The following is a 25,107-nucleotide window of genomic DNA, read 5'->3' as shown; positions in this document are numbered from 1 at the left end:
ATGAACGTAGGAATGCAACTAGGACAGTCCCAGCGCCTGGAGCAGAACATCTCACCGCAGATGCTGCAGTCTGCTGCCATATTGCAGAAGACAGCGCAGGAACTGGACATGGCCATCAACGAGGAACTCGCGGTGAACCCGCTGCTGGAACTCGATGACGAATCGCCCGAGGAAACCTCCCTGGACGAATCTGCCGACAATGCAAACTCCGACGACGAAGCCATCCATGAAATGGATTTCGAGTCCGGCACCCTCGAAGATACCGCCGACCACGACTACGACATTCTCGAGAACTCGACAAACTCCGACATGGAGCGCAGACTCGAAGACGGCTCCTTCGATGACGATGCCCCGCTCAAGGACCTGAACGCGCCCTCGCACGATGCACTCGACGAATGGGACCGCCCGCAAAAAGACCGCGACAAGAGCCTGCAAGATACCCTGCGCGACCAACTGCGCGACTGGAACGGAACCCCGCTCCTGTTGCGCCAACTTGAGGAGGCAGGCTGCACCGAAGCGCATTTCCGCTCGCTCATCCAGTACCTCATCGACAGCCTCGACGAGAACGGCTACCTGCAGGCCGCCCCCGATGACGTAATGCTCAAGATGGCATCGGACCCGGGCGAAGACCCTCTCGTTGTCGAAATCGAGCATGTCATTCGCAACGATATTGCCCTCGAAAACGCGAGCCTCCCCGTAGCCGAGGCGATACACGTGCTCCGCAGTTTCACGCCGCGCGGGATTGGCGCCCGCAACATGCAGGAATGTTTCCTTATCCAGGCGGAAGCCATCGACGATTTCCCGGCGCTCACCAGGCAGATTCTGGAACAGCATTTCGACGACCTCATCGAACTCCGGTACGGCAAAATCGCGAAGGCGATGTCGGTATCCTCCACGGCAGTACAGCAGGCCGTAGCCTCGCTCGGGAGGCTCACCCCGCACCCGGGCAGGCAGATTTCGAATGCCCCGACACAGATAAAGCATGTCGACCTGAAGGTAGAACTCAAGAAGGGCAAGTTCGAAGTAGAATGCACGCAGGAATCCCGCAACAAAGTGCGCCGGCTGCGCGTGAACAAGTACTACACCGACATGCTCAACGGAGACATTAAGCTAGACAAAGAAACGCGCGAGTATATCCAGAACAACAAGCGCAAGGCGGAAGAGTTCATCAACGCGGCGAACAACCGCTTCTCGACCATGGAACAGGTGATGCGCGCCATCGTGAAGCGCCAGCCGGCATTCTTCAAGAACGGCCCCTCGTTCCTCAGGCCCATGATTCTGCAGGACATTGCAGACGAAGTAAAGCGCGACCTCTCGACCGTCAGCCGCGTCACCAACGGCAAGTACGTGGAGACCCCCTTCGGTATATACGAACTCAAGCAGTTCTTCACATCGGGCGTCCGCCAGCAAGGCAAGCGCCCACCCGCCGACACTGCCGCCGTGACGGTCTTCAACGGGTCCCCGGACGCCCCTGCAAGCAGCGCGCCCGCGTCAAGCGCCCCCGAAGGCTTCGAAGGCGAAGACGATATCGTCGGCTCGGCCCGAATCCTCGAGGCCATCAGGACCCTCGTAGACGGCGAAGACAAGAAAAAGCCCCTCTCGGACCAGGCCATCGCCGACGCCCTCGCAAAAGAAGGAATCCAGGTCGCCCGCCGCACGGTGGCAAAATACCGCGAGGAAAAGCTCAAAATCCTCCCCGCCCGCCAGCGAAAACAGCTCTAATTGGCCTTTTTTATCGAAAAAAAACAAAAAATTGCCCTTTTGGAGCCCTTCTATATTCCAATCGGGATGATTTTATTCTAAAAAAACTTGTTTTCATTTGGTTTTTTCGGAAAAAAAGATGTATATACTCTAGATGCGAGGCGAAACGCCCCGCAAAGTACCATCTTTATTATACGGAGGTATCACAATGGATATTCAGTTTTCTGCTCGCCACTTCAACGCATCTGCCGGTCTCCAGGATCGCATCCAGGAAGAAATGGACAAATTGGCCAAATTCTACCCGAACATTACCAACGCCTCCGTAATCCTCGACCACGAAGTTGAACACCAGCGCCACTGCGAAATCAGCGTGAACATCACCGGTTCCGTAGTCGTCGCCTCTGCTGACGAGGATAACATGGGCAAGGCCGTCGACGTAGCCCTGGAACGCGTGAAGGTTCAGCTCAAGAAGGCGAACGACAAGCAGAACGACCACCGCGCACAGCCAATCTCCAACCTGACATAAGCCGTGGCCGAATCCAGGTTGAAAGATATCAAGATCCTGCATCGGGAAAAACTCCCGGTGCGGGACTTTTTTGGTCACTACGGCAAGGATTTGCAGCTCGCCCTGCACACCCCCGAAGAAGACCTAGACACGAATATCGCTGAAAGCGGTATCCACCGCCCGGGCCTTGCCATGGCGGGCTACACCAAGGTATACAGCTTCAAGCAAATTCAGGTCGTGGGCCATACGGAATGGAACTACCTCGAAAGCCTCGGGCCCGAGGGCCGCAAAAAAGTTTTTGATTCGCTTTCCGAGTTCCGCGCACCGATGTGGGTAGTAACGCATGCGCAAATGCCGCACGCCGAACTCAAGGAAATGTGCACACGCCTGCACATCCCGCTGTTCTCGACCACGCTCCACACCTACGAATTCAACAAGATTGCGCAGCGAATCCTAGAAGAATTCTTTGCGCCGCATTCCATTATCCACGGGAGTCTCGTGGACGTCTACGGTATAGGCATGCTCTTCGTGGGCGACAGTAACGTGGGCAAGTCCGAATGCGTGCTCGACCTTGTCGAAAGCGGCCACCGCATGGTTGCAGACGACGTTGTCCACATCAGCCACGTGGGCAACGCCATCATTGGCAGGCCCGACCCGCTTATCCGCCACCACATGGAAATCCGCGGCGTAGGCATCCTCGACATCCGCTCGATGTTCGGTATCCATGCCATCCGCAAGGTCAAGAAGATTGAAGTCATCGTAGAGCTCCAGCCCTGGCAGCGTGACGTGCTTTATGAACGTACCGGCCTCAACGAACTCGAAGAAGTCGTCATGGGAGTGCGTATCCCCAAGATTGTCATCCCCGTGGCGCCGGGCAAGAACCTCACCGTGATTCTCGAGGTCATCGCGATGAATGCGCTCATGAAAATGAACGGCCAGAACATCGCGAAGGATTTCAACGAGGGCCTCATGAAGAAAATCAAGGCCAAGGCCAAGAGAGAATACAGCGACGACCTGCTCGAAATGGACATCGAGCACTGGTCCATCTACGAGTAGACTACCTAAATTCTATCTTTCCCGCCGATGTACAAGTTAAAGAACCTCATAAAGAACAACCTGTTTCCCTTTATCGTGTTCATGATATTGGTTGCAGGCTGTTGTTTTGCCTGGTACTTTTTCCACCCCTCGAGCCCCTACCACGCGCGCTACAGCTTCGTGGTGAGCTACCAGCAAATCGGAACGCTCTCGCCGGGCAACCGCGTGGTCGTACGCGGTATCGAGAAGGGTAAAATCCTCAAGGTGGAACTCACGGACGACGCCGTCTTCGTGAAGGTGGAAGTCCTTGCCGATGCGAAAATCTCGAAGCACTCCGAATTCAGGCTCATCAACGCTGGCCTCATGGGCGAGCGCGAAATGAACATCCTGACGGCAGAAGACAACGACTGGATTGCCGACGGCGACACGGTCTACGGGGCCTTTGACGACGGGCTTTCGGGGGTAAGCGCCATGCTCAAGGACGCCATCGCGGACCTCGACACCATGCAGCAGCAGATTATGGCCCTCAAGGACTCGCTGACCATAGGCAGCACGGGTCAGAGGATCGAACGGATCGCCAAGAAGGGCAAGAGGCTCCTGAACGCAAGCAAAAAGCTCATCTCCGATACCCGCGACGAAGCCGTCGCCGTACTCGACAAGGGCGAAGGGACGCTCCAGAAGCTCCACGCCGAAATCGACGACGCCACGAAGCGCGGGACGGTCACTGTAGAAAAGGGCTCGGAACTGCTCAAGCACATAGATACACTGCTAGAACGCGTAAAAGAACTCAAAAACGAGGCCGAAGCCCTGGCATCGCGCCTGGACGGCAAGGACAACACCGTCGCGCTGGTCGTTTCGGGCCACGGAAAGCTCATTGGCGGGCTGGAAAAACTCGCAAAAGACATCGACAAACTGACCAAGGACATCAAGAAATCTGGGCTTAAACTAAATATCGATATTTTTTAAAAAAAGTTTACCTTTTTCTGTTAAAAAAAGATAATTTTCCGCGTATGACGTGTTAAACCGACTCTACAAAGGAGTGTGCCATGAGTGAAAAGAAACCCGCGAAAATGAGCGATGCCGACTTGAAGTTTTTCGAGGAGATGCTCGTCGAGAAGCGTCGCCAGTTGGTAACTGCGCAGAGTGAATCGGAAAGGGCCAACGCATTCCAAGGACAGAAGAGCCAATCTGGCGACGGCGGAGATTCTGACAGCGCCGACTCTGCGACAGACTACAACACGCTCGAAACCACTTTCTCGCTTGCCGCCCGCGAAGGCAAGTACCTCGTGTACCTCGAAGAGGCGCTCCAGCGCATCCGCAACGGTACGTTCGGCATCTGCAAGGTGTGCAAGCAGCTTATCCCGAAGGCGCGCCTCATGGCCGTGCCCACGGCCACCAAGTGCGTGAACTGCAAGGAAGAGACCAAGAAGAAGGAACAGGAAAACAACCGCATGGAAATGGCGCGCCTCTTCGCCGAAGCGCAGCGCAAGGAAATGCAGAAGAGGGCAGCCGGCCGGTAATGCATGTGAAGGCCGCAGGCCTTTCTTTCTTAGAGTATTAAAAATCCCGGCATTGCGCCGGGATTTTTTTGCGGGCTGAAAATGCGATTTTTAGAGCAAGTCGGCGCGAAAAATGCGATTTTTGGGGGGAGGCAGAGCGCGAAACAAGGTTTTTTGGGGAAATTTACGGACTAAAATCGGTGGGGCAGGCATTTAGTCCGTAATTTTCTAATTTGTACGTAACAAAAAACGGCAAAAATGACGTTTGCGAACGCGAAATTGGAGCAAATCGGGCTAAAAGTCGCTTTCCGGGGTCAAAAATCGTTTAATTTGTTCAAAAAATTACGGACTAAAGTCGAGGGGGTGGTCATTTAGTCCGTAAAAAAGTCAAAAACAGCGCGTTTTATGAGTCAAAACATTAAACGGCGCCAAAAAATGCGTCGGAAAGCTTGGCGCGGAAGGCATGGATGCGGTCAGCACTTGCCTCGCGGTGCGGGTACGTGAAATCGGAGAGCAGCACAACTGCGGCGCCTGCGATTGGGTCGGCGACGATGCTCGCCCCGGTAAAGCCCGTCTTGCCGAAGGTGCGGGGCGACACGCGCGACCCCATGAACTTGCCCTGGGCAAGTTCCCAGCCAAGGGCTGTGCAGGCGCCCGCAGCACTTGAATACGCGCGGGCTTCCGGCAACAGAAACGCATTCCGGCTCACCATATCGAGGATACCCGCAGGCGCGACCCGGATTTCCGCGCCATCCGGACCACAAGCGGCGCCATCATCCAATACCATCTTCACGAACTTCAAGAGGTCGGGCACGCAACTGAACATGCCGGCGCTCCCCACCGGGAAAAGCTTGCGCAATACCCACGCACTCTCGTCGTGTATCTCGCCGCGGATTTCCCGCCCTCGGAAACTGCAGATTTCCGTCGGGGCGATTTCTTCCACCGCAATCGGGTTCCACTCGCGGGTCAGCGGGTCCCAGCCGCTGCGGGCCATACCGAGCGGCATAAAGAACCGCTCGCGCCCCTGCTGCTGCAGGTCCTTGCCCGTAAGCCTTTGCAGTATCATGCCGAGCAACACGCTCGCCGGGTTCCCGTAATTGAAATCCGCCCCGGGCGCCTTCGCGAACTGGTAGGTAAAAAGCGCCTCCAGTATACCCTCGGGCGGGAGCGTGCGCAAGGTCTTCATCGGCACGCGGTAATCCAGGCTGTGCGTAAGCAGGTGGAACACGCGAATGTCTTCGCGGTAGTTTGTCTGCAATTCAGGGATGTAATCTATAACGCGGGCATCGAGCCCCAGCTTGCCCTCCAGAATGTAACTGAGCGCAAGCGTTGACGTAGGGCAAACCTTCGTGAGGCTTGCGATGTCGAACACCGTATCGGCGGGCGTATCGAGCGCAACTGTGCGCGTACTGCCGTCGGGCAATATAAAGCCCGCCACCGCCTTGTTGAATACACCTTCGGCCTTCCCGCCCTGCAAAAGCGAAAGGATTGCGCCTTCGTCAAACCGCATATCGAAAGCCGCCCGAAATGCGATTACTTCTTGGCGAGTTCTTCTTCGAGCTTGCGGGTCTGCACCTCGTTCGCGGCGATGGTGTTCTTGAGGTTCTCGATTTCGGTTTCCTTGATGAGCACCTTGTCTTCGAGGTCCTTGCACTTCGCAGCGAAAGTCTGTTCCGACTCGATGCGCTTGTTCAGTTCGCCGGTCAGGCTTTCCACCGAGCCGCGGAGTTTCTCGACGGCATCTTCGGCTTCCTTGGCAGCACTGTCGCCGGCTTCATCGTCGCACTTGCAACTGCAGGGGCAGAGCTTGTCACCGAACTTCTTGTTCGCCAAAAAGGCCGCAACTGCGCCCAGGGCGACACCCGTCAGAAAACTACTTGTCTTCATAAAAAACTCCTTGATTCGTTTTATGCTTGTAATATCTATAAAAATTTCGCAGAAAACAAGTACATGTGCGTAAAAAATGCCCCGATATGAGCCAGAACACCCCAAAACCGCAAAAAAATGGCCAAAATTAGGGCATTATTTGTCGTAGCAATATTCCTTATCTTCTATTGGCAACTTTGCTACACAATAACCGTCATAGCAACCAACACGATTCGATGAGGCCGGTGCTCTAAAATCGCCGGAAAAAGGTATCATAGGATTGTCCTTATAACCAAACCATATAGCTGTATCCTGTTCAGAAATGACATTGATATTATTCCCGCCTATAGCTGGTATGGTTATATTTTGTTCCTTTCTTTGCAATCCTTCAAATAAGTGCATAGAAACAAGGGTATCTTGGGTTCTGATTTTATTAGGAGGTTTTCTTAAATAACACCCCAAATCATACCAAGAAGGACATTCTTCTAACGAGTCGCACAGATCTTCACCAGTCAACACCTTATGTAAATCTTTATCAGAAAAATACATTTCATTAGCAGGCTTAACAAAAGTATATACGCGTTTTATATGACACACCTGCTCCCCACTTAAATACATATCTGCACTATCAATCTTTGTAGTAGATAGTATGTGAATAGATATATATTCCTTTGTATCAAAACATTCAACATCTGCACCATCATAGTAGCACCCCAAAAATATCCCGCAAATCGCGGTTATTAAAACGAGGAATATTTTAGATATCTTCTGCATATTTTACCAGCATGAGCAGCCTATGGTTCTATAAAGCATTCGTCGCCCAGGGTCCCTCTTTTGCAGACACCATTGTTTTTCTTGTACGAAAACATGCAGACGCCATTTATACACTTTTGGTTTGAGATGTCAACATCGGGATCGGATGATTTCTGAATCTGTTCCAAATCTTGCTCTAAAAAGAACCCATACGCATAGTTGTACTTTACCTCAATACTATCAGTATACAGTTCCTTGCCCGACGAACCATTCCTAACGATATTCATCTTTAGCGTATTGTGTTTCGACGACTTGACCTTGTGGCAATACACACCCGCTCTGCACGTGTACTTAACAACAGACGGGTAGCTATAATGATTTTCGATATTGACAACGGCCCAAGTCCCTATGTCATATCTACTCGACTGACAAATGGTATCGCCATTCAAGGTAAACAAGACCTCTATGGCCCCTTCATCCGATTCGTCATATGGGATATAGTCCCCTATAGATTGTCCATATTGTTCGTATAACCGATTATCATTTGCCGAAAAGAAGAACATCGTTTTGACTGCGTCATCATAAACAGAACATTCGTCGCTAGTAGTGCAACCACAAAACAACCCGCAGATTGCGGTTGTCAAAGCAAGGTATATTATAGATAACTTTTGCACCACATTACCTCTTTTCACTTGTCGTAGCAATATCTATCAAGAACTATCGGCAAAGTCATCACACAGTAGCCATCATAGCATCCATTGCGAGTTGTGCGATCAGGAACATTATTAATGAGATCTAGCGGATTTTTTTTGTAACTAAACCACATAGAACTATCTTGTTCAGAAATGATATTGACATTATATCCACCCGCTACAACATAATCCGTTTCTATCCTGACTTCTTTTTCATGGGAAAAAACTTGCATACTTAATTTACTCTTACCTAATTCAACATCATCAAAAGGATCAATCTCGCAAGAAAATCCATTCCAAATAGGATAAGCCTGCGATACAACACAATTGTCGGGATTATATTCGAATGACGGCAATTGTCTTAGGCCATTTTTATGCTCCATACATATCCACATCCCTGCCCGCAGTTCACAACCATCAGGAATAGTATCTGAAGTTGGCTGAATATAAACTGGAACTTTGTTGGTAGAATCATTACATAAAAACCATTTCTGGTCGATACCTGTTTCTTTATTGCATACACGTTGGTCATCCAGAAAAAAATACACGCTATCAATATTTGTTGTTGATATGACTCTCAAAGAAACAAACCGGTCTGAATCATAACACTCGATTTCGCCATCATAGCAACCACAGAATAACCCGCAGATTGCGGTTGTCAAGGCGAGGTATATTTTAGGAGAAATCTTCGGCATGATGCTAATAATTTATATACTTTTAATTGGATAAATCGTAGCAAAATTTTTCTTTTACAATCGGCAACGTTGCGACGCAGTAGCCGTCATAGCAACCGGCACGTTTCGACAACTGTGGGGAACCATAGATTTGACCAAGTGGATTTTCCTTATAACTAAACCATTTAGCACTATCCTGTTCGGGAATGACATTAATATCATTCCCGCCAATTACAGTGAAGTCCGTCTCTATATTATTTATGTCTCCTTTTATAAAAATCTCAATGCTCATCTTACTTGAATCAAAATCAACATTCTCCAAAGGACCGAGACCACAGGAAAAAACGTCCCATACAGGGCAATCATCCTCATTGCACAGGTATTCTTTCTTACTTAGTCCACCCTCACAAACTCGCTGATTATTGAGAAAAAAATGGGCACTATCAATATGTGTCGTAGATATAATTCTCAAAAATACATACTGATCTGAATCATAACATTTCGTCTCAATTCCCTCATGGCATCCACAGAACAACCCGCAGATTGCGGTTGTCAAGGCGAGGTATATTTTAGGAGAAATCTTCGGCATGACTTACTTATCATAGCAAACATCTTTTTCAGCCATCGGCAATATCGCAACGCAATAACCGTCATAACAGCCAGACCTTTTCCATGCACTTGCAGGGCCATAGTAGTCAAAATAGTCTCTCATCGTAACAGATGTATAACTATACCACAATGCCGTATCCTGCTCGGCAATTATATTATAGTGATTTCCATCAGCAATCTTTATTCCTAATTCAATTTTTTTACTTTCATTTTTCAAAAAAACATGCATCGTTAACTTTAACGAATCTATAGATTTCTTATACAACTTTTCATTTATGCTGCAATCAAAAGCCCTCCATATAGGAAAATCCTCTGTTGCAACACAATTGTTTATATATTCATCGCCAAACGAAAAAAAACTATAGGATTCATCATCAACTGAATTTTGGCACATTATATTCTCAAAAAGATTTCCTTTTATTTTAGGGCAATTCGTACATATTCCATCTTCAACAATCAATTGCTCATAACATATCCGTTCATCGTCCAAATAAAATTGGACACTATCTACATCCAGTGTCGAATTATGATAGAACCGGGCTCCCGGAGGAAAGCATTCCGTTTCCCCATCATAGCACCCACAGAACAATCCGCTGATAGCGGTTGTTAAGACGAGGAATATTTTAGGTATCTTCTGCACTCCCTATCCTTTCTTCTACTTGTCGTAGCAAAAATCGTTATCTGCCATTGGCAGCATTGCAACACAATAACCATCATAGCAACCGGCACGATTCGACGAAGCCGGAGAATCAAACACATCAAAAAACGGTCTTATTGGATTTTCCTTATAACCAAACCATTCGGCAGTATCTGATTCTGGAATTATATTGATCATATTATTGCTAGAAAAAGGTTTATCAATACTGATAATTTTTTCTTGAGAGCCATCAAACAAAAGTATAGAGATGTAATTTGTATCAATGTCGATCTTGTCAGAATGACCTAAAATACATCCTGCAGATTTCCAGAAAAAACATTTCTCTACTGAATCACATCGTTCTATATCGGTTACATTTTTATTGACTCCCTCATCATAAAAAAATTCTTCACTTTCTAATTTTGCATATAATCGAATCTTATTCAAATAACACTTTTGAGATTCATTTATACTGATTATCGCACTATCAATATTTGTAGCTGATAAAATATTTATTATCAAATACTCCCTTGAATCATAGCACTCAACTTCCCCGTCATAGCAACCGCAAAACAACCCGCAAATGGCGGTTGTCAAGGCGAGGTATATTTTAGACTTTTTCTGCATGACTTACTTATCGTAGCAAAATTCTTCTTTTACAATCGGCAACGTCGCTACACAGTAACCGTCATAGCAACCTACACGATTAGACGAAGACGGAGAATCGTAATCATCAAAATATGGTCTTACTGGATTTTTATCATAAGTAAACCACCGAGTAGTGTCACTTTCAGCAATCACATTAACATAATTTCCGCCCCAAGTATTCAAGGGTGTCTCAATCCAACTTTTTTCATCCTTATAAAATATCTGTGCACGTATTTTTGCAGAATTGACGTCTATCCCATCAGAGGGCTTGCCAACAAAGCAATGAAAACCGTACCATATAGGATTCTCTTCCGATAAAACACACTTATCAACATCCGCTTCTGACACGACTGTGGCAACCAAAAAACGTCCAGTATCCTGACATATAATTTGCTCATAATAAACGCCCACGTCACCATAACATATGTGCTTTTCATTTAGGTACAATTGAATACTGTCAAACTCATCCGTTGTCAAGAAATTTAAACTAACAAACCGATTTGAATCATAACATTCCATTTCCCCGTCATAACACCCACAGAACAACCCGCAGATTGCGGTTGTCAAGGCGAGGTATATTTTAGACACTTTCTGCATACCTTACCCAATCCCTTAATTTTTGCTCCTTTGAATATATAATTTATGTGTAAAATTAGGCGCTTTTTCTGTAAAAAAGGCAAAATCAGCAAAAACAAAGGACCCCCCGACTTGCGCCGGAGGGTCTTTGCAGCGGGAAGAGCGAGATTCGAACTCGCGATAGGATTAAGTCCTATACGTCCTTAGCAGGGACGCGCCTTCGGCCAACTCGGCCATCTTCCCATCTTGGGGACACTAATTTTACTTATTTTTGCGCCAATTTTCAAGGGGTCGGCCCCAAAAAATGCTAAATTCAAGCATATTAGCAGGCTCTGCGCACTCCGCAGGGTCCTTTTGGTGATTTTTATGGCACAGGCAAAAAGAAAACAGAAGAAATCAGGCTCCGTGATAGTCAAGCTTTTCAAAATCGTTGCGGCGTTCGCCCTCGTGGGGCTCATCTGCTGCATACCGGCATATATTTTCGTGTTCAAGATTCTCCCCGAGCGCGATCCGGATAACCAGTTCAACAGGGACACCATATTGCAGGTGCTCTCCGGCGAGACCCGCGTGTACTACAACGACGGCAACAGCCTGCTGGGCGCATTCTTCGATGCAAACCACCGCATCTACGTGCCCTACGGCGATATCCCGCTAAACATCATTAACGCGCTCGTCGCTGCAGAAGACGCAAGCTATTGGAACCATAACGGATTCAGCCTGCACGGGTTCATCCGTGCGATGGCGGCAAACATCAAGAGCGGCCACATGCGACAGGGCGGTTCCACCCTCACGCAGCAGACGGCAAAGAACGTGCTCGGCCGCGAAGAGCGGAGCATCAAGGCCAAGTGGAAGGAACTCATCAACGCACTGCGACTCGAGAAGCACTTCAGCAAGGAAGACATCCTGGAATTCTACCTGAACCAGTTCCACGTATCGGGTACGGGCAAGGGCGTGGCCATCGCAGCCCAGTACTTCTTCGACAAGGATCTCAAGGACCTCTCGCTTGCCGAATGCGCATTCATCGCAGGCTCGGTCAAGGGCCCGTTCAACTACGACCCGTTCATCCAGCGCACCGAAGAACGCAAGGAAAAGGCGCTCCAGCGCGGCGAAGAAAGACTGCGCTACGTTCTCGGCCGCATGCTCGACGAAGGCTATATCGACGCAGAACAAATGAAAGAGGCGCTCGCCGAGCCGCTGCACTTCAAGCACGGCAACTTCCGCTTCAGTGTATCGACCACTCTCGAACGTATCGACGAGAAACTCTCCAGCGACTTCTACCAAAAACTCTTCGAAGAAAAAGATATCAGCGACTGGCGCAAGGCACAGCTCGAAATCGTGACGACACTCGACGCAAGGAGCCAGGACGCCGCCAAGCGCGCATTGCAGACAAACATCAGCAACCTGCAGATGCAGCTCGGCGGTTTCGTGCTCCCGAAGGCGAAGTATGCGAACAAGGCAGTAAGCGCACGCAAGGGCGACTACCTGTACGGCGCGGTCGATACCGTACTCCATAACGAGAAGGGCGAACTCAAAGCGCTGCGCCTGAGCTTCGGGCAGCTCAAGGGCGAAGTAGGCGAACAGTCGCTCAAGGAATTCGGCAAGCAGATTGGCAAGGATCCGGCAGCCGTCCTGGGCAACCAGATGAAGAAGGGCGCCATCCTTTTGGTGAGTATCCTCGACGAAAAGAAAGTGAACGGCTTTGCGCCGTGCAAAATCGAAACAGAACCGGTGCTGCAGGGCGGCCTTGTGGCCATCAGGAACGGCATGGTCGTCGCAAGCCAGGGCGGTTTCCACAATACGGACTTCGACCGCAGTTTCAAGGCGCTGCGCCAACTCGGCAGTAGCTGGAAGCCTATCCTCTACGCACTCGCGCTCAAGCACAAGTGGAACTACATGAACGTCCTCGAGAACGACTTCAACGTGTTCCAGCACGTGAACCAGTTCTACTACCCGCGCCCCGACCACAAGAACAAGGGCGACCTCGTGAGCATCGCGTGGGCGGCAACACGTTCCGAGAACATCGCAAGCATATGGCTCTTGGACCACCTGCTCGACAAACTCAGCCCCGAGGAATTCAATTCCGTCGCGCAAGAGAACGGATTCGCCCGCAACAGCGACGAAGACAGCAAGGCATATTTCGAGAGACTGCGCGACAAGTTCGGGCTCACCATGAAGGAAAGCGTGAAGCGCGAGATCGAGTTCACGAAGGCACAGTATGCTCTCGCCGCACAGTACGAGGCCGAAGAAAAATACGAGCGCGCGATAGACGTGCTGGACCTGCGCGTCGGCACCTACAACGATGTCGCACTAAAACAGGCCAAGAAAGACGAGAAAATAAGAGCGTTCATCGGGCACAACTTCAAGGACTATTCCGATATCCTCCACAAGCGCGAAATACAGGAACTCGACCCGGATCTTTCCGAATCGCTTCCGCCTATCGATTCTGTGAAACTCTTCAGGAACTTTACCCTGGGCGACGTGAAACGCCTCACCGTGATGATGAAGCAGGTAGATCCCGAGACCGACTATCTCGACGAAGCTTCCCTACGCTACTGGCCAGATTTCCGTCGCTCGCTTTCCATGGCGGAATACGCGCGGTTCGCACACGAAATCGGCATCAACCAGAAACTGCAGAAAGTGTTCAGCATGCCGCTCGGCGTGAACGAGATTACCCTGGGTGAAATCAGCACCGCCTACCAGACTATCCTCTCGGGCAAGGTATACAAGTGCAAAGACGGAGAATGGAACGAGCCGTGCTTCATCAAGGAAATCAAGAAGGACGGGCAGACGATTTTCAGGAACTCCGTAGAATCGAAAGTGATTCTTGATTCGCTCATTACTTCGCAAATGGGTGCGATGCTGCGCTCCGTATTCGTAAACGGTACCGCACGCAGCCAGGTGAATGCGCTCACGGTAGAAAGCCCCGACAGCCAGACAAAACTGCGCTACCCCGCACTCGGAAAAACTGGTACTACGAACGATTACAGGAACGTGGCGTTCATGGGCGCTATCCCGACGTATGTTGCCGAAAAAGAAGGCATCGCGCTCGATTCCGTAGTAGCTATCGGTAGCTACGTGGGCTTCGACAACAACAAGCCGCTCAAGTCGGGCAGGACCCGCATCGCAGGCGCCTCGGGCGGCCTTCCGCAATGGGCCGCATTCGCGAAGGAAGAAATCGAAATCCTCGGGACTCCGGACAACATAGACTTCTTCGACATCTCGATGCTCGCCGAAGGCGAAGTCCCGCTGCACCTCGCCAACGAACGCGGGCAGATTACCGTCGACCCGATGTCGGGCTTCTACATCGCCGACGCATCGCAAGGTAGACCGCTCCCGTATATCGAAGCGCCGGGATTCGTGCCCCCGCAGGTACAAGAAAAGGCCGCCGAAACGATTGCAGCAGAAGGCATCATGACAAGCATGCCCATGCCGATGGCAGGTGCCGCACCTGCCGAAGCGGGTAGCGAGAATGCGGGCTCCGCGCAGGCGGTACAGCCGGGCGAGCAGAACGCGCAGGCGGGCCAGGCGCCGACAGGCAGTGCAGACGCAGGCAACGCGCAGGCAGCCGCAGTTCCGCAAGAAGGCGCGGCGACTACCGCAGAACCCACGTCGGCAACAACGCAGCCTGTTGTGCCTGTGCAGACCGCACCAGTTGCCGGGCCGACCGCGGGAACCACACAGCCCGCAGCCGTACAACCCGCACAGCCGGCGGCACCGGCAGCCGCACCGAAGGCAGCCGCCATGCCGCAAGACGACGACTGGGATTTGCCCGCCGGAATGGACGGCGGTGCATTCGTGCCTATCGAAGCGGAATAACGTTTGCGCTATCCTGAGCTAGATGCCGCAAGGCATCGCGGCGAGGGATCCAAACCTGAGGAAACTAAAAAGCAGAAGAATTGAATATGAATATGAAATTTTTGAGCAAAGCCCTTCTGATGGCGGCAGCGACATTCATGCTCGCCGCCTGTGCAGGCAACGCGCCCGCGCCCGCAACCGACGCACAACCGCAAACCGCCACCCAAGACGCCACCGTGGCAAAACCGCAAGCAGGCGCCGACCAGCAGGCCACAGCGCCCGCAGGCCAGTCCAAGCCCAGCGAAGGCGCCTCTACAAGTTCCACAACAAGTTCTGCGACCAGCACAGAACACGCAGGCGCCTTCGATTCGCAGGCTCTCGATTCCTACCGCCTGAACACGCCCGAAAACACTCCCGCCACAAGCGATGCGGGCGCCACCGACAATACGCAGCCCAGTTCCGCAGCCGCACAGGTTCCGGACCCCTATACCGCATTCCCGAAACTCGTTGAAGAAGTCTTCGCCCATGCAGCATCGCTGTACAAGGCGGGCCTTACCGATTCCGCAAGCGCCTATCTTGAAAAGTTCCGCATCCTCAAGCCCATGTGGAAAGTTTGGTTCGATAAAGCCGATACACTGCTGAACGAGTTCGGCAAAGAACGCGCCGAAAAGGCAAAGGCGTTTGAACCGCTCGTGTTCCAAATCCAGAACATGAACCGCGCACAGACCGCCTACAGCATGGTGGCAGAAACCGCCGACAGCCTAATCGCGCTTGCCCCAGGCGATTCGCTCACCGGCTGGGCTAATGCACAAAAGCAGGTCGCCTACAAGAACACGCTCGCCAAGGCCAAGAAGGAATACGATACCATAAAGGCGCTCGCCGACAACCAGGCGCAATTCGCCGAAGCGCAGAAGAAGGCAACCGAACTGCAGATGCGCTACCGCGACTTTGAAAACGAACTGCATATCCAGGCGCTTATTGACTACATCGCAGGCCTTGCTGCCGCAACCAATTCCGAGGCGGCAAAGTACTGGGAAAGCCACGACCCCGCACAGGCTCTCGCGAAGGCCGACGAACTCATAAAGGCGGGCAAGTACGGCGAAGCGAAGGCCGCTTTGAACAAGTTAAAGGCCAGCAAGCTCCGCAAAGAAGCTAACGACAAGTACCAGGAACTCGCAAACACATTCTGCAACGCCCAACGCAAAACCACTTCGCAGATTTTCACGAAGGCACAAAAGCAGAAGGACGCCGCCAAGAAAAAGAAGCTCCTCCAGGATGCCATCGCCCCGCTCGACAAGTGCCTCGGCGAATATCCGGAATACGGGCAAAAACAGAAAGTGCTTGACAACAAGCAGTTCCTCGAGAAGGAAATCGCCAAATGATAAACGCGCCCTGGTGGGACTACGCGCAGTATCCCGCATTTTTCGTACTTGGCGCCATCGTAAGCCTCATCAACAGCATCGCGGGCGGCGGCTCCACGCTTAGCCTGCCCATCATGATATTCCTCGGCATGCCCGCGACCGTCGCGAACGGCACCAACCGAATAGGCCTCATCATCGGGAACTGCAGCAGCGCCTTCAACCTGATGAAGCACGGCTACCTGAACAAGAAGATATTCCTGCAACTGCTCATCCCCACCATCGTGGGCACGGGAATCGGCGCCTGCTTCCTGGTGCATATCGGCGACAAGATGTTCCAGGCAATCCTCGCCGTCGTCATCTGCGTCGTCGTCGTGATGAGCAACCTGCGCAAGGACATCCTCGGCAAACCGCCCGCGACACCTCCCGAAAAACTCACCTGGAAAGGCGCCATCGGGTTCGCATGCATTTCCATATACGGCTGCATCGTGCAGGTGGGCGTCGGATTCGTACAGATTTTCGCCCTCACGCGATACACCGGGCTCGACGCCATCCGCGTGAACGCACTCAAGAACGCGCTCACCAACGTGTTCCTGATTGTCAGCACCACGGCGCTCGGCATCGCGGGCAAAATCGACTGGCCCATCGCCATCGTGATGGCCGCAGGCGCATGGCTCGGCGGCTACTGCGGGAGCTTTTTACAGCGCAAAAAAGGCAACAAGTTCATCCAGCATTTCGTGAGCGCATGTAGCATCGCGATGGCAATCTACCTGATTATCGACCTAATCGTCGGGTAGGCAGTTTTATCCATCAAGCAGTGAACTGAAACAAAAAGCGACCCGTATAAACGAGTCGCATTTCTGTTTTTAGACGTGTGCTAGATTATTCGGCGGGGCAAGCGTCAACGAGCTGGCCTTCGAGCGTAGTTTCGCACATCGCGGCAGCTTCGGCGGGGAGTTCCTCGCAGCCACCCATAACGCCCGGGACAATGCAGTAAACGACATTGCCACCTGCGGCAGGACCTTCGCCAGCGGCGGGGCCTTCACCAGCAGCGGGTTCTTCACCGGCGGCGGGGCCTTCGCCAGCAGCGGGTTCTTCACCGGCGGCGGGGCCTTCGCCAGCAGCAGGTTCTTCACCGGCGACAGGGCCTTCGCCGGCAGCAGGTTCTTCACCAGCGGCAGGGCCTTCACCGGCAGGGGGTTCCTCGCCGGCGGCAGGTTCTTCACCAGCAGCGGGGCCTTCGCCGGCAGCAGGTTCCTCAGCGGCCGGGGCGGCAGCTTCACAGCCGGCAACCGGCTTGCCCAGGACCATCATGTCCCAAGACTTGCCGCTGCACTGGATAGTGTCCTGCATTTCCTCGACGAAAACCTTCGCGCAGAAGTTATCGGTTGCAGAGCAAGCAAGGTCCTTGCTATCGACAAAATTCTTGATGCTCGCAGGAGCTTCCTTGGAGGGAGAGCTGGAGCTATCGTCGCCACATGCGACAAAAGAGGCCATCGCAATCGCGGCCAGGGGGAAAATCACCTTCTTAGAAAACATATTATCTCCTTGTTGTTGTATAACAGGTGTATTGTATATATACATTATTTCGTTTCATATAGGATAATACAATTGCAATACACGCTTTTTTCGTTGTTATGGGCAACAACAAAACCCCTGTTGTTAAACAGGGGCTCTAAAGTAATTAACCGCGAACGATCTCATTAGAAGAAATTAGAAGAATACAGGCGGCCAACGCGGGTTCTTCGAGGACATATCGATCTTGTAGAAGTCCTTCTCGAAGCGGCCGTCGTCCATGCCGTACATCTGCATCACGTGGCGGGCAATCCACTTGCCGAGCTTGAGCACGGTGAGCTTCTTGCGCAGGCGGCCCTGGCAGTCACGATTCATGATATCCGGGAGGGTCGAGGTCGTGAGGATTTCGTCGATGGCGTGGCTGTTCAGCTTTTCGCGAGCTTCGGCACTGGTATGGAAGTGCGTCACGCCGAAGCACACGCGGTTCGGGTTGCCCTTCTTGATGTGTTCGCAGCACTGCACGATGGTGGTACCCGTGCGCACCATGTCGTCGAACACGATCACGTCCTTGCCTTCGATTTCTTCGATGCTGATGTCAGAAAGTTCCGGATTGAAGGTCATGCTGATTTCACGTTCGCCGGTACGGACCTTGTCCATCACCACGCGCTTGCACTCGGGCAGCTGCAGGGCATCGTAGACGGCATTCATGAACGGGCGGGCGCCCTTGTCCGGGGAGACAATCACGAGGTTGTTGCCGTCCTTGCCGGTCTGCACGAAGTTGCTGCTCTTGATGTAGTGAGCGTAGACGTCGGTCGGGATGAGGTTATGGAAGTGACCTTCGAAAATTTCGTTGAAGAGGTTCTGCACCTTGATGCTGTGGTTGTGCACCGTCACCACGGCGTCGACACCGGACTTCTTGAGGAGTTCGGCGTAAAGGAGGCTCGTGAAGGCCTGGCCGTCGAACTTCTTCAAGTCGATATCCGGGCGGTCCTTCTCGAGAGGGCCAATGCGGTGCGGGCCACGGTCCTGGGCGCTGTAGAACAGGTCGGGTTCAACGAGCACCACCTGCTCTGCACCGTTGTCCTTGGCGGCGCGGGCCAGAATGCAGTTGCGCATGGCGTAGTCGTTACGGCTGCGTTCATGGTTCGACACCGAGCAAATCAAGACAATCTTGCCTTCGAGACGCTTGCCAATATGCTCCATGTCGTCCACATCCAGCATGTAGCGGGGGCAGAATTCGGAGTTGGCGAAGGTCTTCAGGGAGACCACGTCGGAGATGTCTTCACGGAGGCCGATGTACTGGGCCATGTCGATGGCGAACGGGTCATCGGTGAAGTTGCCGGTCACGATAAAACGATCTGACATATTTTTGCCTTGATTGGGGGTTGAATTTGATGTCCCAAATATAGTCAGTTTCGTCATCGCTTTCAATGTCAATTTTTTAGGAATATTTACAATCGATGTACGCTTTCAGCGCTTCTTGAGATTTTCCGAGTTCTTCCTGGGAAGCTGCGGGGTAAAGAACTGCGCCATGAACGCCCCGTATTCGAGTCCGGCATCGGCAGGGATCATGGACAGCACGTCAAAGATATGCGCCACCTGCTCGTCGCTAAACTCGGCGTAATAGGGCTTGCGCGGTTCTTCGTAGTAACTGGTATAGCGGTACTTGACCGGCTGCTGCTGGAAGTTCTCGATGAACTTAGAGTGCTGCTTGATGACGGCGACCTTCTCGTCGACGTTGTAGAAGTTGATGTAGAGGTCCGGGTCGCAGAGGTGCATGAGCCCGTGACGGATACCCGCAGCCTCGGTACGGCGCGTCTTGAGCACGAACTTCAGGAAAGCCGCCTTCGCTTCGGCGACATCTGCAAATACCGGCTTCTTGGCCCAGGTTACGAACTGCTCAATAATGGCGGCAACCAGCGGAATATCCTTCCTCTTGTTGCTCGGAGAGGCAGGCGCATCCCAGAGGCCAGCACTACCGTTACCCTTGAAGCCAAGCGACCAGAGCCACGTGTAGTGAGCAAGGGCGAGCGACTTTACGGTTTCCAGGTCAATTGTCGAATCCTTTGCAACAACGTTGTCCCTATTCGCCTTGACAATATCCGAGAATTTTTCTTCGCGGGTCACAAACACAAACGAGCCATCTTCGCTACGGGTAGGCTCCTGCGAAAAGTCTATAGCACGGTCATCCATGAGGGCCGTCTTGACGAATGCATCGAACAGGCTGTAGACATCGTCACAACCGGGCTTCTTGAAGCGTGGAAGATTCTGGGACTTGCGTTCTGCGATTGTCGACATAAATACTCCTTTAAAACGCGCTTCACCCAAGCGCTTTACATTAATATCGCATTAAAAACGCGAATTGACAAGTTTTTTCAGGAAAATTTTCGTTTTCGCACGAATTCTGCCGCAAAAATGCGCATTTTAGGGGTTATCGGCCCTAATCAAGTACAAAATGCAGGAGCCACATTTCGGTATCGCTCCCGATGCGCACCGGAGGGCCCCAGCTGTCGACCCCGCTGCTGACAAGCCACCGGACAGAATCCAGCATGCCAAACCCGTAGGCAAGGCGCCATACCCAATTAATGATGACAGTGCCCGGGAAGAACTGGCCCTTGTGCGTATGGCCCGATAGCGCGATATCCGGCAGGCGGCCCGAATAGCCGGCATCCTCCGGACCGGAAAGGCCCTTCGGCTGGTGGTCCATGAGCAGCCAGGGGAGTTTATTGCCCGGTTCAAGAAGTGCAAGCGGCTTGCGTTCTACATCCAGGGCCCGCTCCTTCTGCAAGTCCATGCGCCCGGTAATGCAGGCGACCTCCGTACACACGGTTGAATCTTCCAAATACACCCAGCTACCGCGGCGCAAAAAGCCCGCGATATCGGCACCGGCACCTTCCGTATAGACTTCGTGATTGCCGCCGATAGCGAAAGCCCCTACCTTGGCAGCGGCCGCGAACTTTGCGAACAAAGTATCATAGCCCTGGTTGGTCAGTACGGAATCGTGAATATCGGCAAAATCGCCGCCGAAAAGTATCAAGTCGGGCTTGAGGCTGTCGGCCTCGTGCAACATGCGCTCCACCTTCTCGCGCCTTATGAGCGGGTCCAAATGCAAGTCGCTGAAAAAGAGCGCCGTAAAATTGCGGGGCGCAGCAAAGGAATCGGGACGAACAACGCCCGCAGTAGAATCGCGCGAGACCTGCGCGGAATCAAGTGCAACAGAAGAATCGGGACTGGGAACGTGCGAGCCTTCCACGTGCAGTTCGACAGTCGACTCACGCAAGATGTAATGTTCGTTGTGGAAATACCCCACAGCACACATCACGCCCGTAACCGCAAACGATACGGCAAGCAGTACGCGGGCGGCAATAACCGTTATGCGCTTTGGCATGGGCCTGCGCACGGCAACGCGGCGGCACAGCCTGAAAATCCACCAGCAAATATACAGGAGCAGCGCCTCGCACAGCCATACCGAAAGGAACGCCTGACCGACGCATGCCCAGAACATGTCGCGGAATATAAAGCAGACAGGCAGGAGCACTACGAGTGCACCCGCCAAAATGCTTCCCTTGTTTCCGGGGGCCACCTGCCGCAAATTCACGAACAGGAAGATCACTCCGAAAATAAGGATGAAAATGAAAATCACTAAAGCCTCGACTTCACCAGCCTATAGATGTCGGCAGAAACTTCCTCTTGAGGCCGGTCTGCATCTACCGCCGCAACGCAATCGGGGTATTCACGGGCCGCGGCCAGGTACCCCTGGCGCACCCGTTCGAAAAAGTCGGCCTTCTCCTGCTCGAGTCGATCGGGTGCCTCGCCCCGCTTCGCGGTGCGCGCGCGGCTCCGTTCCACTGTCAGGTCGAGCACTACGGTGAGTTCCGGAATGCAGTCGCCACAGGTAAGTTCCGTAAGCTGCTGCACCATGCCGGCGCCAAGCCCGCGGGCGTATCCCTGGTAGGCAAACGTGCTCCATGCAAAGCGGTCGGCAATCACAATCTTGCCTGCATCAAGCGCCGGCTGGATGATTTCGTGTATCACCTGCGCGCGGGCGGCATTGTACAGCAAAAGTTCCGCCTTGTCGCTCATGATTCCCTTGAACGCAGGGTCCAACAGAATCTCGCGGATGCGTTCAGAAACTTTCGCCCCACCCGGTTCGCGGAGTTTCACCACGGAATAGCCTTCCGCCTCGAGGGCAGTAGCCAGCTTCTCGATGTGGGTCGACTTTCCCGACCCATCGATACCTTCAAGACAAAAGAATCTTTTCGCCGTCTGCATATCTACTTTCCAAACTCCGGCGCGACTGCTAATTACTCAACGTCCTTGCCGTGGCATTTCTTGTACTTGAGTCCGGAACCGCACCAGCACGGGTCATTGCGACCGAGCTTCGGGCCGGCAGCCTGTGCACGGCGGCGTGCCGCTTCCAGGATAGCCGGATTCGTGTAGGTACGGCGCACCGTCGGGCGCGTTCCCGGCAAAGCGGACTGCGACATCGGCTGCTGTGCCTGCTGGTCTTCCGTGATGGCGTTGCTCTGGGAATGCGCGGCAGTTCCTGCAAGGCCTGCGGCCTGTGCACCCTCGGCACTCAGCTGTTCACTATTCGCAGAGTCATCCTTGCCCGCTTCCTGGGCAGCCTTCTTCTCGGCATCAATCTGTTCCTGGCTCTTGAGCTGCAGCTGGTCCGGCGAAACGGTCATGCCGTTCGGGAGCGTGATGCGGATGTTCAAGATGCGGAGCATCGTGAGCGTCGCAATCTTCTCGAGGCAGCCCTCGAACAGCTTGAAGCCCTCGTTCTTGTAGACCATCAGCGGGTCCTTCTGGGCGTAGCCGTGGAAGCGGATGGCGTCCTTCAACTGGTCCATCGCGTAGAGGTGTTCCTTCCACACCTGGTCGATCGTCATGAGCAAGAAGCGGCGTTCGATGTTGTGGAAATCGGCTTCCGGGATAATCTTGCCGAGCTTGTCGTAGCGGGCCTTGCACATGCCGATGATTTCGTCGAGCACCTGCTCCGGAGTCTTCTTCATCGCCTCTTCGAGCGTGAGGTTGTACTCCATGCCGAGCGTGCGCTGCAGGTCGGTATGCAGGCCTTCGAGGTTCCAGTCCTCGGGGTAGCTCTTCGCCACGATGTAGTTGGAAACCTTGATATCGCAAGCGTCTTCGATGCGGTCCATGATTTCCTGGCTAATGTCCTCACCGTTCAAGATGCGGCGGCGGAGCCCGTAAATCACCTTGCGCTGCTCGTTCATCACGTTATCGTAGTCGAGCAAGTGCTTACGGATATCGAAGCTCTGGCCTTCCACGCGGCGCTGTGCACCACGGATAGAACGGCTCACGATCGGGTGCGTAATCACCTCGTCCTCGCCCACGCCAAAGCGGTTCATCAGGTTCTTCACGCTGTCGCCACCGAAGATACGCATCAGGTTATCGTCGAGGCTGAGGAAGTACTGGCTGGAACCCGGGTCGCCCTGACGGCCGGAACGGCCGCGCAGCTGGTTGTCGATACGGCGGGATTCATGGCGTTCCGTGCCGAGCACGTGCAGGCCTCCCAGGTCCGTGACTCCGGGGCCAAGGGCAATGTCGGTACCACGACCGGCCATGTTGGTAGCAATCGTCACCTTGTCCTTGTAGCCAGCGTACTGGATAATCTCGGCTTCGCGGCCGTGGTTCTTCGCGTTCAACACTTCGTGCGGAATGCCTTCCTTTTCCAAAAGTCCGTGCAGATGTTCGGACTTTTCGATAGATGCCGTACCCACGAGGAGCGGCTGGCCCTTGCCGTGGCGTTCCTTGATCTCGGCCACGATGGCGCGCCACTTGGCGTCTTCGCTCTTGTACACCATGTCCTGCAGATCCTGGCGGATGCAGGGCTTGTTAGTCGGGATGACCCAGGTGTTCATGTTGTAAATCTTGATGAATTCCGTCGCTTCCGTTTCTGCCGTACCGGTCATACCGCTGAGCTTCTTGTACATGCGGAAGTAGTTCTGGAACGTGATGGTCGCAAGCGTCTGGTTCTCGCGGCGGATCTGCACCTTTTCCTTGGCCTCGATAGCCTGGTGCATGCCGTTAGAGTAGCGGCGGCCTTCCATGAGGCGGCCCGTGTTCTCGTCCACAATCACGATCTCGCCATCGCGCACGATGTAGTCCACGTCCTTCTCGTAGAGGTGCCATGCGCGCAGGGCCTGGTCAATGTAGTGCACCCAGTCGGCGTGCTCGCCGTAGAGGTTCGTAATCTGGAGGAGGCTCTCGACATGGTTCACGCCCTTCTCGGTGAGCATGATGTACTTGTCCTTCTCGTCCACGCCGAAGTCCCTGTTCTTCACGAGCTTCTGGGCAATCTCGTTCGCCTTCGAGTACTTGTCGGTAGCGTCTTCGGCAGGGCCGCTGATGATAAGCGGAGTACGGGCTTCGTCGATAAGGATGGAGTCCACTTCGTCCACAATGCAGAAGTTGAGCTCGCGCTGCACCAACTGGGACGGGTCGACCGCCATGTTGTCGCGCAGGTAGTCGAAGCCGAACTCGTTGTTGGTACCGTAGGTCACGTCGCTGTTGTAGCTCGTGCGGCGCTGTTCGGAATCAAGACCGTTCACGATGAGGCCCACCGTGAGCCCGAGGAACTTGTAAACGAGGCCCATCTGCTTCGCGTCACGGCCGGCGAGGTAGTCGTTCACCGTCACCACGTGCACACCGTGGCCACTAAGACCGTTCAGGTAGACCGGCAGGGCTGCCGCAAGCGTCTTACCTTCACCAGTCGCCATTTCGGCAATCGCGCCCTCGTGGAGCACGAGGCCGCCGATCATCTGCACGTCAAAGGGCATCATGCGGAACGGCTTCACCGATTCCGGGTAGAGTTCACGCACCTTAGCATAGAGAGCCGCGGGCAGGTAGACTTCCCATTCGTTCTTCCCGCTGGCAAGTTCCGCCTTCGCATCGTTCACCGCATCCTGCAGTTCGGGGCCAAGGCGGCTAAAGTCAAAGCCAAATTCCGGCTTGAAGATGTTGAAGATACCCAGACGGCGGTCACAGGCTTCCTGGCACACGGCAAAGGCGTCGACCTTGATATCCTCGAGCGTACCGCCGTTGTTCAGCTTCTCGCGGAATTCCGCGCTCTTCGCGGCAAGTGCCGCATCGTCCAGGGCTTCAAGCGCCATGCGGGCAGCGTGGATCTTCTCGATTACCGGGCGAAGCTGCTTCACCTTGCGTTCGTGGGGTGTGCCAAAGACCTTGTGGAGGACAGTATCGACTATGCTCATAAC

Annotated in this window: 22 protein-coding genes and 1 tRNA gene; 8 read left to right on the top strand and 15 right to left on the bottom strand. The window is 53.1% G+C overall.

Annotated features, from left to right (window positions below):
• From rpoN to B7994_RS11605, 5 genes are all read left to right on the top strand, one after another.
• Entirely contained in the window at positions 1-1,722 is a 1,722-nt protein-coding gene (rpoN, locus tag B7994_RS11625) for an RNA polymerase factor sigma-54 (protein WP_088638635.1), read from the top strand.
• A 187-nt stretch (positions 1,723-1,909) separates the two neighbouring features.
• Positions 1,910-2,227 (top strand): ribosome hibernation-promoting factor, HPF/YfiA family, encoded by a 318-nt coding sequence (gene hpf / locus B7994_RS11620; RefSeq protein ID WP_088638634.1) that lies wholly within the window; start codon positions 1,910-1,912, stop codon positions 2,225-2,227.
• A 3-nt stretch (positions 2,228-2,230) separates the two neighbouring features.
• The gene (gene hprK / locus B7994_RS11615; protein ID WP_088638633.1) at positions 2,231-3,262 is read left to right on the top strand and encodes an HPr(Ser) kinase/phosphatase; all 1,032 of its coding nucleotides are present in this window, start codon (positions 2,231-2,233) and stop codon (positions 3,260-3,262) included.
• A 27-nt stretch (positions 3,263-3,289) separates the two neighbouring features.
• Positions 3,290-4,207 carry an MlaD family protein gene (locus B7994_RS11610; protein ID WP_088638632.1) on the top strand — a complete coding sequence of 306 codons (918 nt, stop codon included), beginning with the start codon at positions 3,290-3,292 and terminating at the stop codon, positions 4,205-4,207.
• Positions 4,208-4,287: 80 nt separating this feature from the next.
• A complete protein-coding gene (locus B7994_RS11605; protein WP_088638631.1) occupies positions 4,288-4,761 on the top strand; it encodes a TraR/DksA C4-type zinc finger protein in 474 nt (157 codons plus the stop codon).
• Positions 4,762-5,158: 397 nt separating this feature from the next.
• Here the strand turns inward: B7994_RS11605 and B7994_RS11600 are convergent, their stop codons facing one another.
• The 9 genes from B7994_RS11600 to B7994_RS11560 all read right to left on the bottom strand — a co-directional run bounded on the left by B7994_RS11600 (position 5,159) and on the right by B7994_RS11560 (position 11,438).
• Complete coding sequence (locus B7994_RS11600; protein ID WP_088638630.1) at positions 5,159-6,250, bottom strand: serine hydrolase; 1,092 nt, start codon at positions 6,248-6,250, stop codon at positions 5,159-5,161.
• A gap of 23 nt (positions 6,251-6,273) precedes the next feature.
• Positions 6,274-6,627 (bottom strand): hypothetical protein, encoded by a 354-nt coding sequence (locus B7994_RS11595; RefSeq protein WP_088638629.1) that lies wholly within the window; start codon positions 6,625-6,627, stop codon positions 6,274-6,276.
• Positions 6,628-6,762: 135 nt separating this feature from the next.
• Complete coding sequence (locus tag B7994_RS11590; protein ID WP_088638628.1) at positions 6,763-7,380, bottom strand: hypothetical protein; 618 nt, start codon at positions 7,378-7,380, stop codon at positions 6,763-6,765.
• Between the two features lie 667 nt (positions 7,381-8,047).
• Entirely contained in the window at positions 8,048-8,746 is a 699-nt protein-coding gene (locus tag B7994_RS13965) for a hypothetical protein (protein ID WP_144063868.1), read from the bottom strand.
• 22 nt (positions 8,747-8,768) lie between these two features.
• Entirely contained in the window at positions 8,769-9,314 is a 546-nt protein-coding gene (locus B7994_RS11580) for a hypothetical protein (RefSeq protein ID WP_088638626.1), read from the bottom strand.
• A gap of 3 nt (positions 9,315-9,317) precedes the next feature.
• On the bottom strand, positions 9,318-9,794 hold the full coding sequence (locus B7994_RS11575; protein WP_144063867.1) for a hypothetical protein: 477 nt from the start codon (positions 9,792-9,794) through the stop codon (positions 9,318-9,320).
• A 195-nt stretch (positions 9,795-9,989) separates the two neighbouring features.
• Positions 9,990-10,598, bottom strand: a complete 609-nt coding sequence (locus B7994_RS11570) for a hypothetical protein (protein ID WP_088638624.1) — start codon at positions 10,596-10,598, stop codon at positions 9,990-9,992.
• 3 nt (positions 10,599-10,601) lie between these two features.
• Entirely contained in the window at positions 10,602-11,138 is a 537-nt protein-coding gene (locus B7994_RS11565; protein WP_144063866.1) for a hypothetical protein, read from the bottom strand.
• A 211-nt stretch (positions 11,139-11,349) separates the two neighbouring features.
• Positions 11,350-11,438: transfer RNA gene (locus B7994_RS11560), tRNA-Ser, on the bottom strand.
• Between the two features lie 123 nt (positions 11,439-11,561).
• Between B7994_RS11560 and B7994_RS11555 the strand changes: the two genes are divergently transcribed.
• From B7994_RS11555 to B7994_RS11545, 3 genes are all read left to right on the top strand, one after another.
• A complete protein-coding gene (locus B7994_RS11555; RefSeq protein ID WP_233143190.1) occupies positions 11,562-15,011 on the top strand; it encodes a transglycosylase domain-containing protein in 3,450 nt (1,149 codons plus the stop codon).
• 101 nt (positions 15,012-15,112) lie between these two features.
• Entirely contained in the window at positions 15,113-16,372 is a 1,260-nt protein-coding gene (locus B7994_RS11550; RefSeq protein ID WP_144063865.1) for a hypothetical protein, read from the top strand.
• Positions 16,369-17,145, top strand: coding sequence for a sulfite exporter TauE/SafE family protein (locus B7994_RS11545; protein ID WP_088638621.1), 777 nt, complete (start codon positions 16,369-16,371; stop codon positions 17,143-17,145). Before B7994_RS11550 ends, B7994_RS11545 begins: the two co-directional genes overlap by 4 nt.
• A gap of 85 nt (positions 17,146-17,230) precedes the next feature.
• On the opposite strand, the gene B7994_RS11540 is transcribed toward B7994_RS11545, so the two are convergent.
• The 6 genes from B7994_RS11540 to secA all read right to left on the bottom strand — a co-directional run bounded on the left by B7994_RS11540 (position 17,231) and on the right by secA (position 25,104).
• Positions 17,231-17,887, bottom strand: coding sequence for a hypothetical protein (locus B7994_RS11540; protein ID WP_088638620.1), 657 nt, complete (start codon positions 17,885-17,887; stop codon positions 17,231-17,233).
• 174 nt (positions 17,888-18,061) lie between these two features.
• On the bottom strand, positions 18,062-19,228 hold the full coding sequence (locus tag B7994_RS11535; RefSeq protein WP_088638619.1) for a ribose-phosphate pyrophosphokinase: 1,167 nt from the start codon (positions 19,226-19,228) through the stop codon (positions 18,062-18,064).
• A gap of 105 nt (positions 19,229-19,333) precedes the next feature.
• Entirely contained in the window at positions 19,334-20,161 is an 828-nt protein-coding gene (locus B7994_RS11530) for a hypothetical protein (RefSeq protein WP_088638618.1), read from the bottom strand.
• A gap of 142 nt (positions 20,162-20,303) precedes the next feature.
• Positions 20,304-21,506 carry a metallophosphoesterase gene (locus B7994_RS11525; RefSeq protein ID WP_233143189.1) on the bottom strand — a complete coding sequence of 401 codons (1,203 nt, stop codon included), beginning with the start codon at positions 21,504-21,506 and terminating at the stop codon, positions 20,304-20,306.
• Complete coding sequence (gene tmk / locus B7994_RS11520) at positions 21,506-22,135, bottom strand: dTMP kinase (protein ID WP_088638617.1); 630 nt, start codon at positions 22,133-22,135, stop codon at positions 21,506-21,508. The genes B7994_RS11525 and tmk overlap by 1 nt, the downstream gene beginning before the upstream one ends.
• 32 nt (positions 22,136-22,167) lie before the next feature.
• Positions 22,168-25,104: a preprotein translocase subunit SecA gene (gene secA / locus B7994_RS11515; protein WP_088638616.1), complete on the bottom strand. Its 2,937-nt coding sequence runs from the start codon at positions 25,102-25,104 to the stop codon at positions 22,168-22,170.
• Positions 25,105-25,107 lie beyond the last annotated feature (3 nt).

The sequence above is a fragment of the Fibrobacter sp. UWR2 genome (genome assembly GCF_002210285.1).
Lineage (GTDB): Bacteria > Fibrobacterota > Fibrobacteria > Fibrobacterales > Fibrobacteraceae > Fibrobacter.
The sequence above is the reverse complement of the archived record's forward strand: the minus strand, read 5'-3'. Positions and strand labels throughout refer to the sequence as shown.

What these genes read in the sequence shown, in the direction of transcription:
- B7994_RS11580 (WP_088638626.1), bottom strand. Translation starts at nt 9,314, where the DNA reads ATGCCGAAGATTTCTCCTAAAATATACCTCGCCTTGACAACCGCAATC.
- tmk (WP_088638617.1), bottom strand. Translation starts at nt 22,135, where the DNA reads ATGCAGACGGCGAAAAGATTCTTTTGTCTTGAAGGTATCGATGGGTCG.
- rpoN (WP_088638635.1), top strand. Translation starts at nt 1, where the DNA reads ATGAACGTAGGAATGCAACTAGGACAGTCCCAGCGCCTGGAGCAGAAC.
- B7994_RS11535 (WP_088638619.1), bottom strand. Translation starts at nt 19,228, where the DNA reads ATGTCAGATCGTTTTATCGTGACCGGCAACTTCACCGATGACCCGTTC.
- B7994_RS11590 (WP_088638628.1), bottom strand. Translation starts at nt 7,380, where the DNA reads ATGCAGAAGATATCTAAAATATTCCTCGTTTTAATAACCGCGATTTGC.
- B7994_RS11595 (WP_088638629.1), bottom strand. Translation starts at nt 6,627, where the DNA reads ATGAAGACAAGTAGTTTTCTGACGGGTGTCGCCCTGGGCGCAGTTGCG.
- B7994_RS13965 (WP_144063868.1), bottom strand. Translation starts at nt 8,746, where the DNA reads ATGCCGAAGATTTCTCCTAAAATATACCTCGCCTTGACAACCGCAATC.
- B7994_RS11600 (WP_088638630.1), bottom strand. Translation starts at nt 6,250, where the DNA reads ATGCGGTTTGACGAAGGCGCAATCCTTTCGCTTTTGCAGGGCGGGAAG.
- B7994_RS11545 (WP_088638621.1), top strand. Translation starts at nt 16,369, where the DNA reads ATGATAAACGCGCCCTGGTGGGACTACGCGCAGTATCCCGCATTTTTC.
- secA (WP_088638616.1), bottom strand. Translation starts at nt 25,104, where the DNA reads ATGAGCATAGTCGATACTGTCCTCCACAAGGTCTTTGGCACACCCCAC.
- B7994_RS11540 (WP_088638620.1), bottom strand. Translation starts at nt 17,887, where the DNA reads ATGTTTTCTAAGAAGGTGATTTTCCCCCTGGCCGCGATTGCGATGGCC.
- B7994_RS11605 (WP_088638631.1), top strand. Translation starts at nt 4,288, where the DNA reads ATGAGTGAAAAGAAACCCGCGAAAATGAGCGATGCCGACTTGAAGTTT.
- B7994_RS11610 (WP_088638632.1), top strand. Translation starts at nt 3,290, where the DNA reads ATGTACAAGTTAAAGAACCTCATAAAGAACAACCTGTTTCCCTTTATC.
- B7994_RS11555 (WP_233143190.1), top strand. Translation starts at nt 11,562, where the DNA reads ATGGCACAGGCAAAAAGAAAACAGAAGAAATCAGGCTCCGTGATAGTC.
- B7994_RS11565 (WP_144063866.1), bottom strand. Translation starts at nt 11,138, where the DNA reads ATGGAATGTTATGATTCAAATCGGTTTGTTAGTTTAAATTTCTTGACA.
- B7994_RS11570 (WP_088638624.1), bottom strand. Translation starts at nt 10,598, where the DNA reads ATGCAGAAAAAGTCTAAAATATACCTCGCCTTGACAACCGCCATTTGC.
- hpf (WP_088638634.1), top strand. Translation starts at nt 1,910, where the DNA reads ATGGATATTCAGTTTTCTGCTCGCCACTTCAACGCATCTGCCGGTCTC.
- B7994_RS11530 (WP_088638618.1), bottom strand. Translation starts at nt 20,161, where the DNA reads ATGTCGACAATCGCAGAACGCAAGTCCCAGAATCTTCCACGCTTCAAG.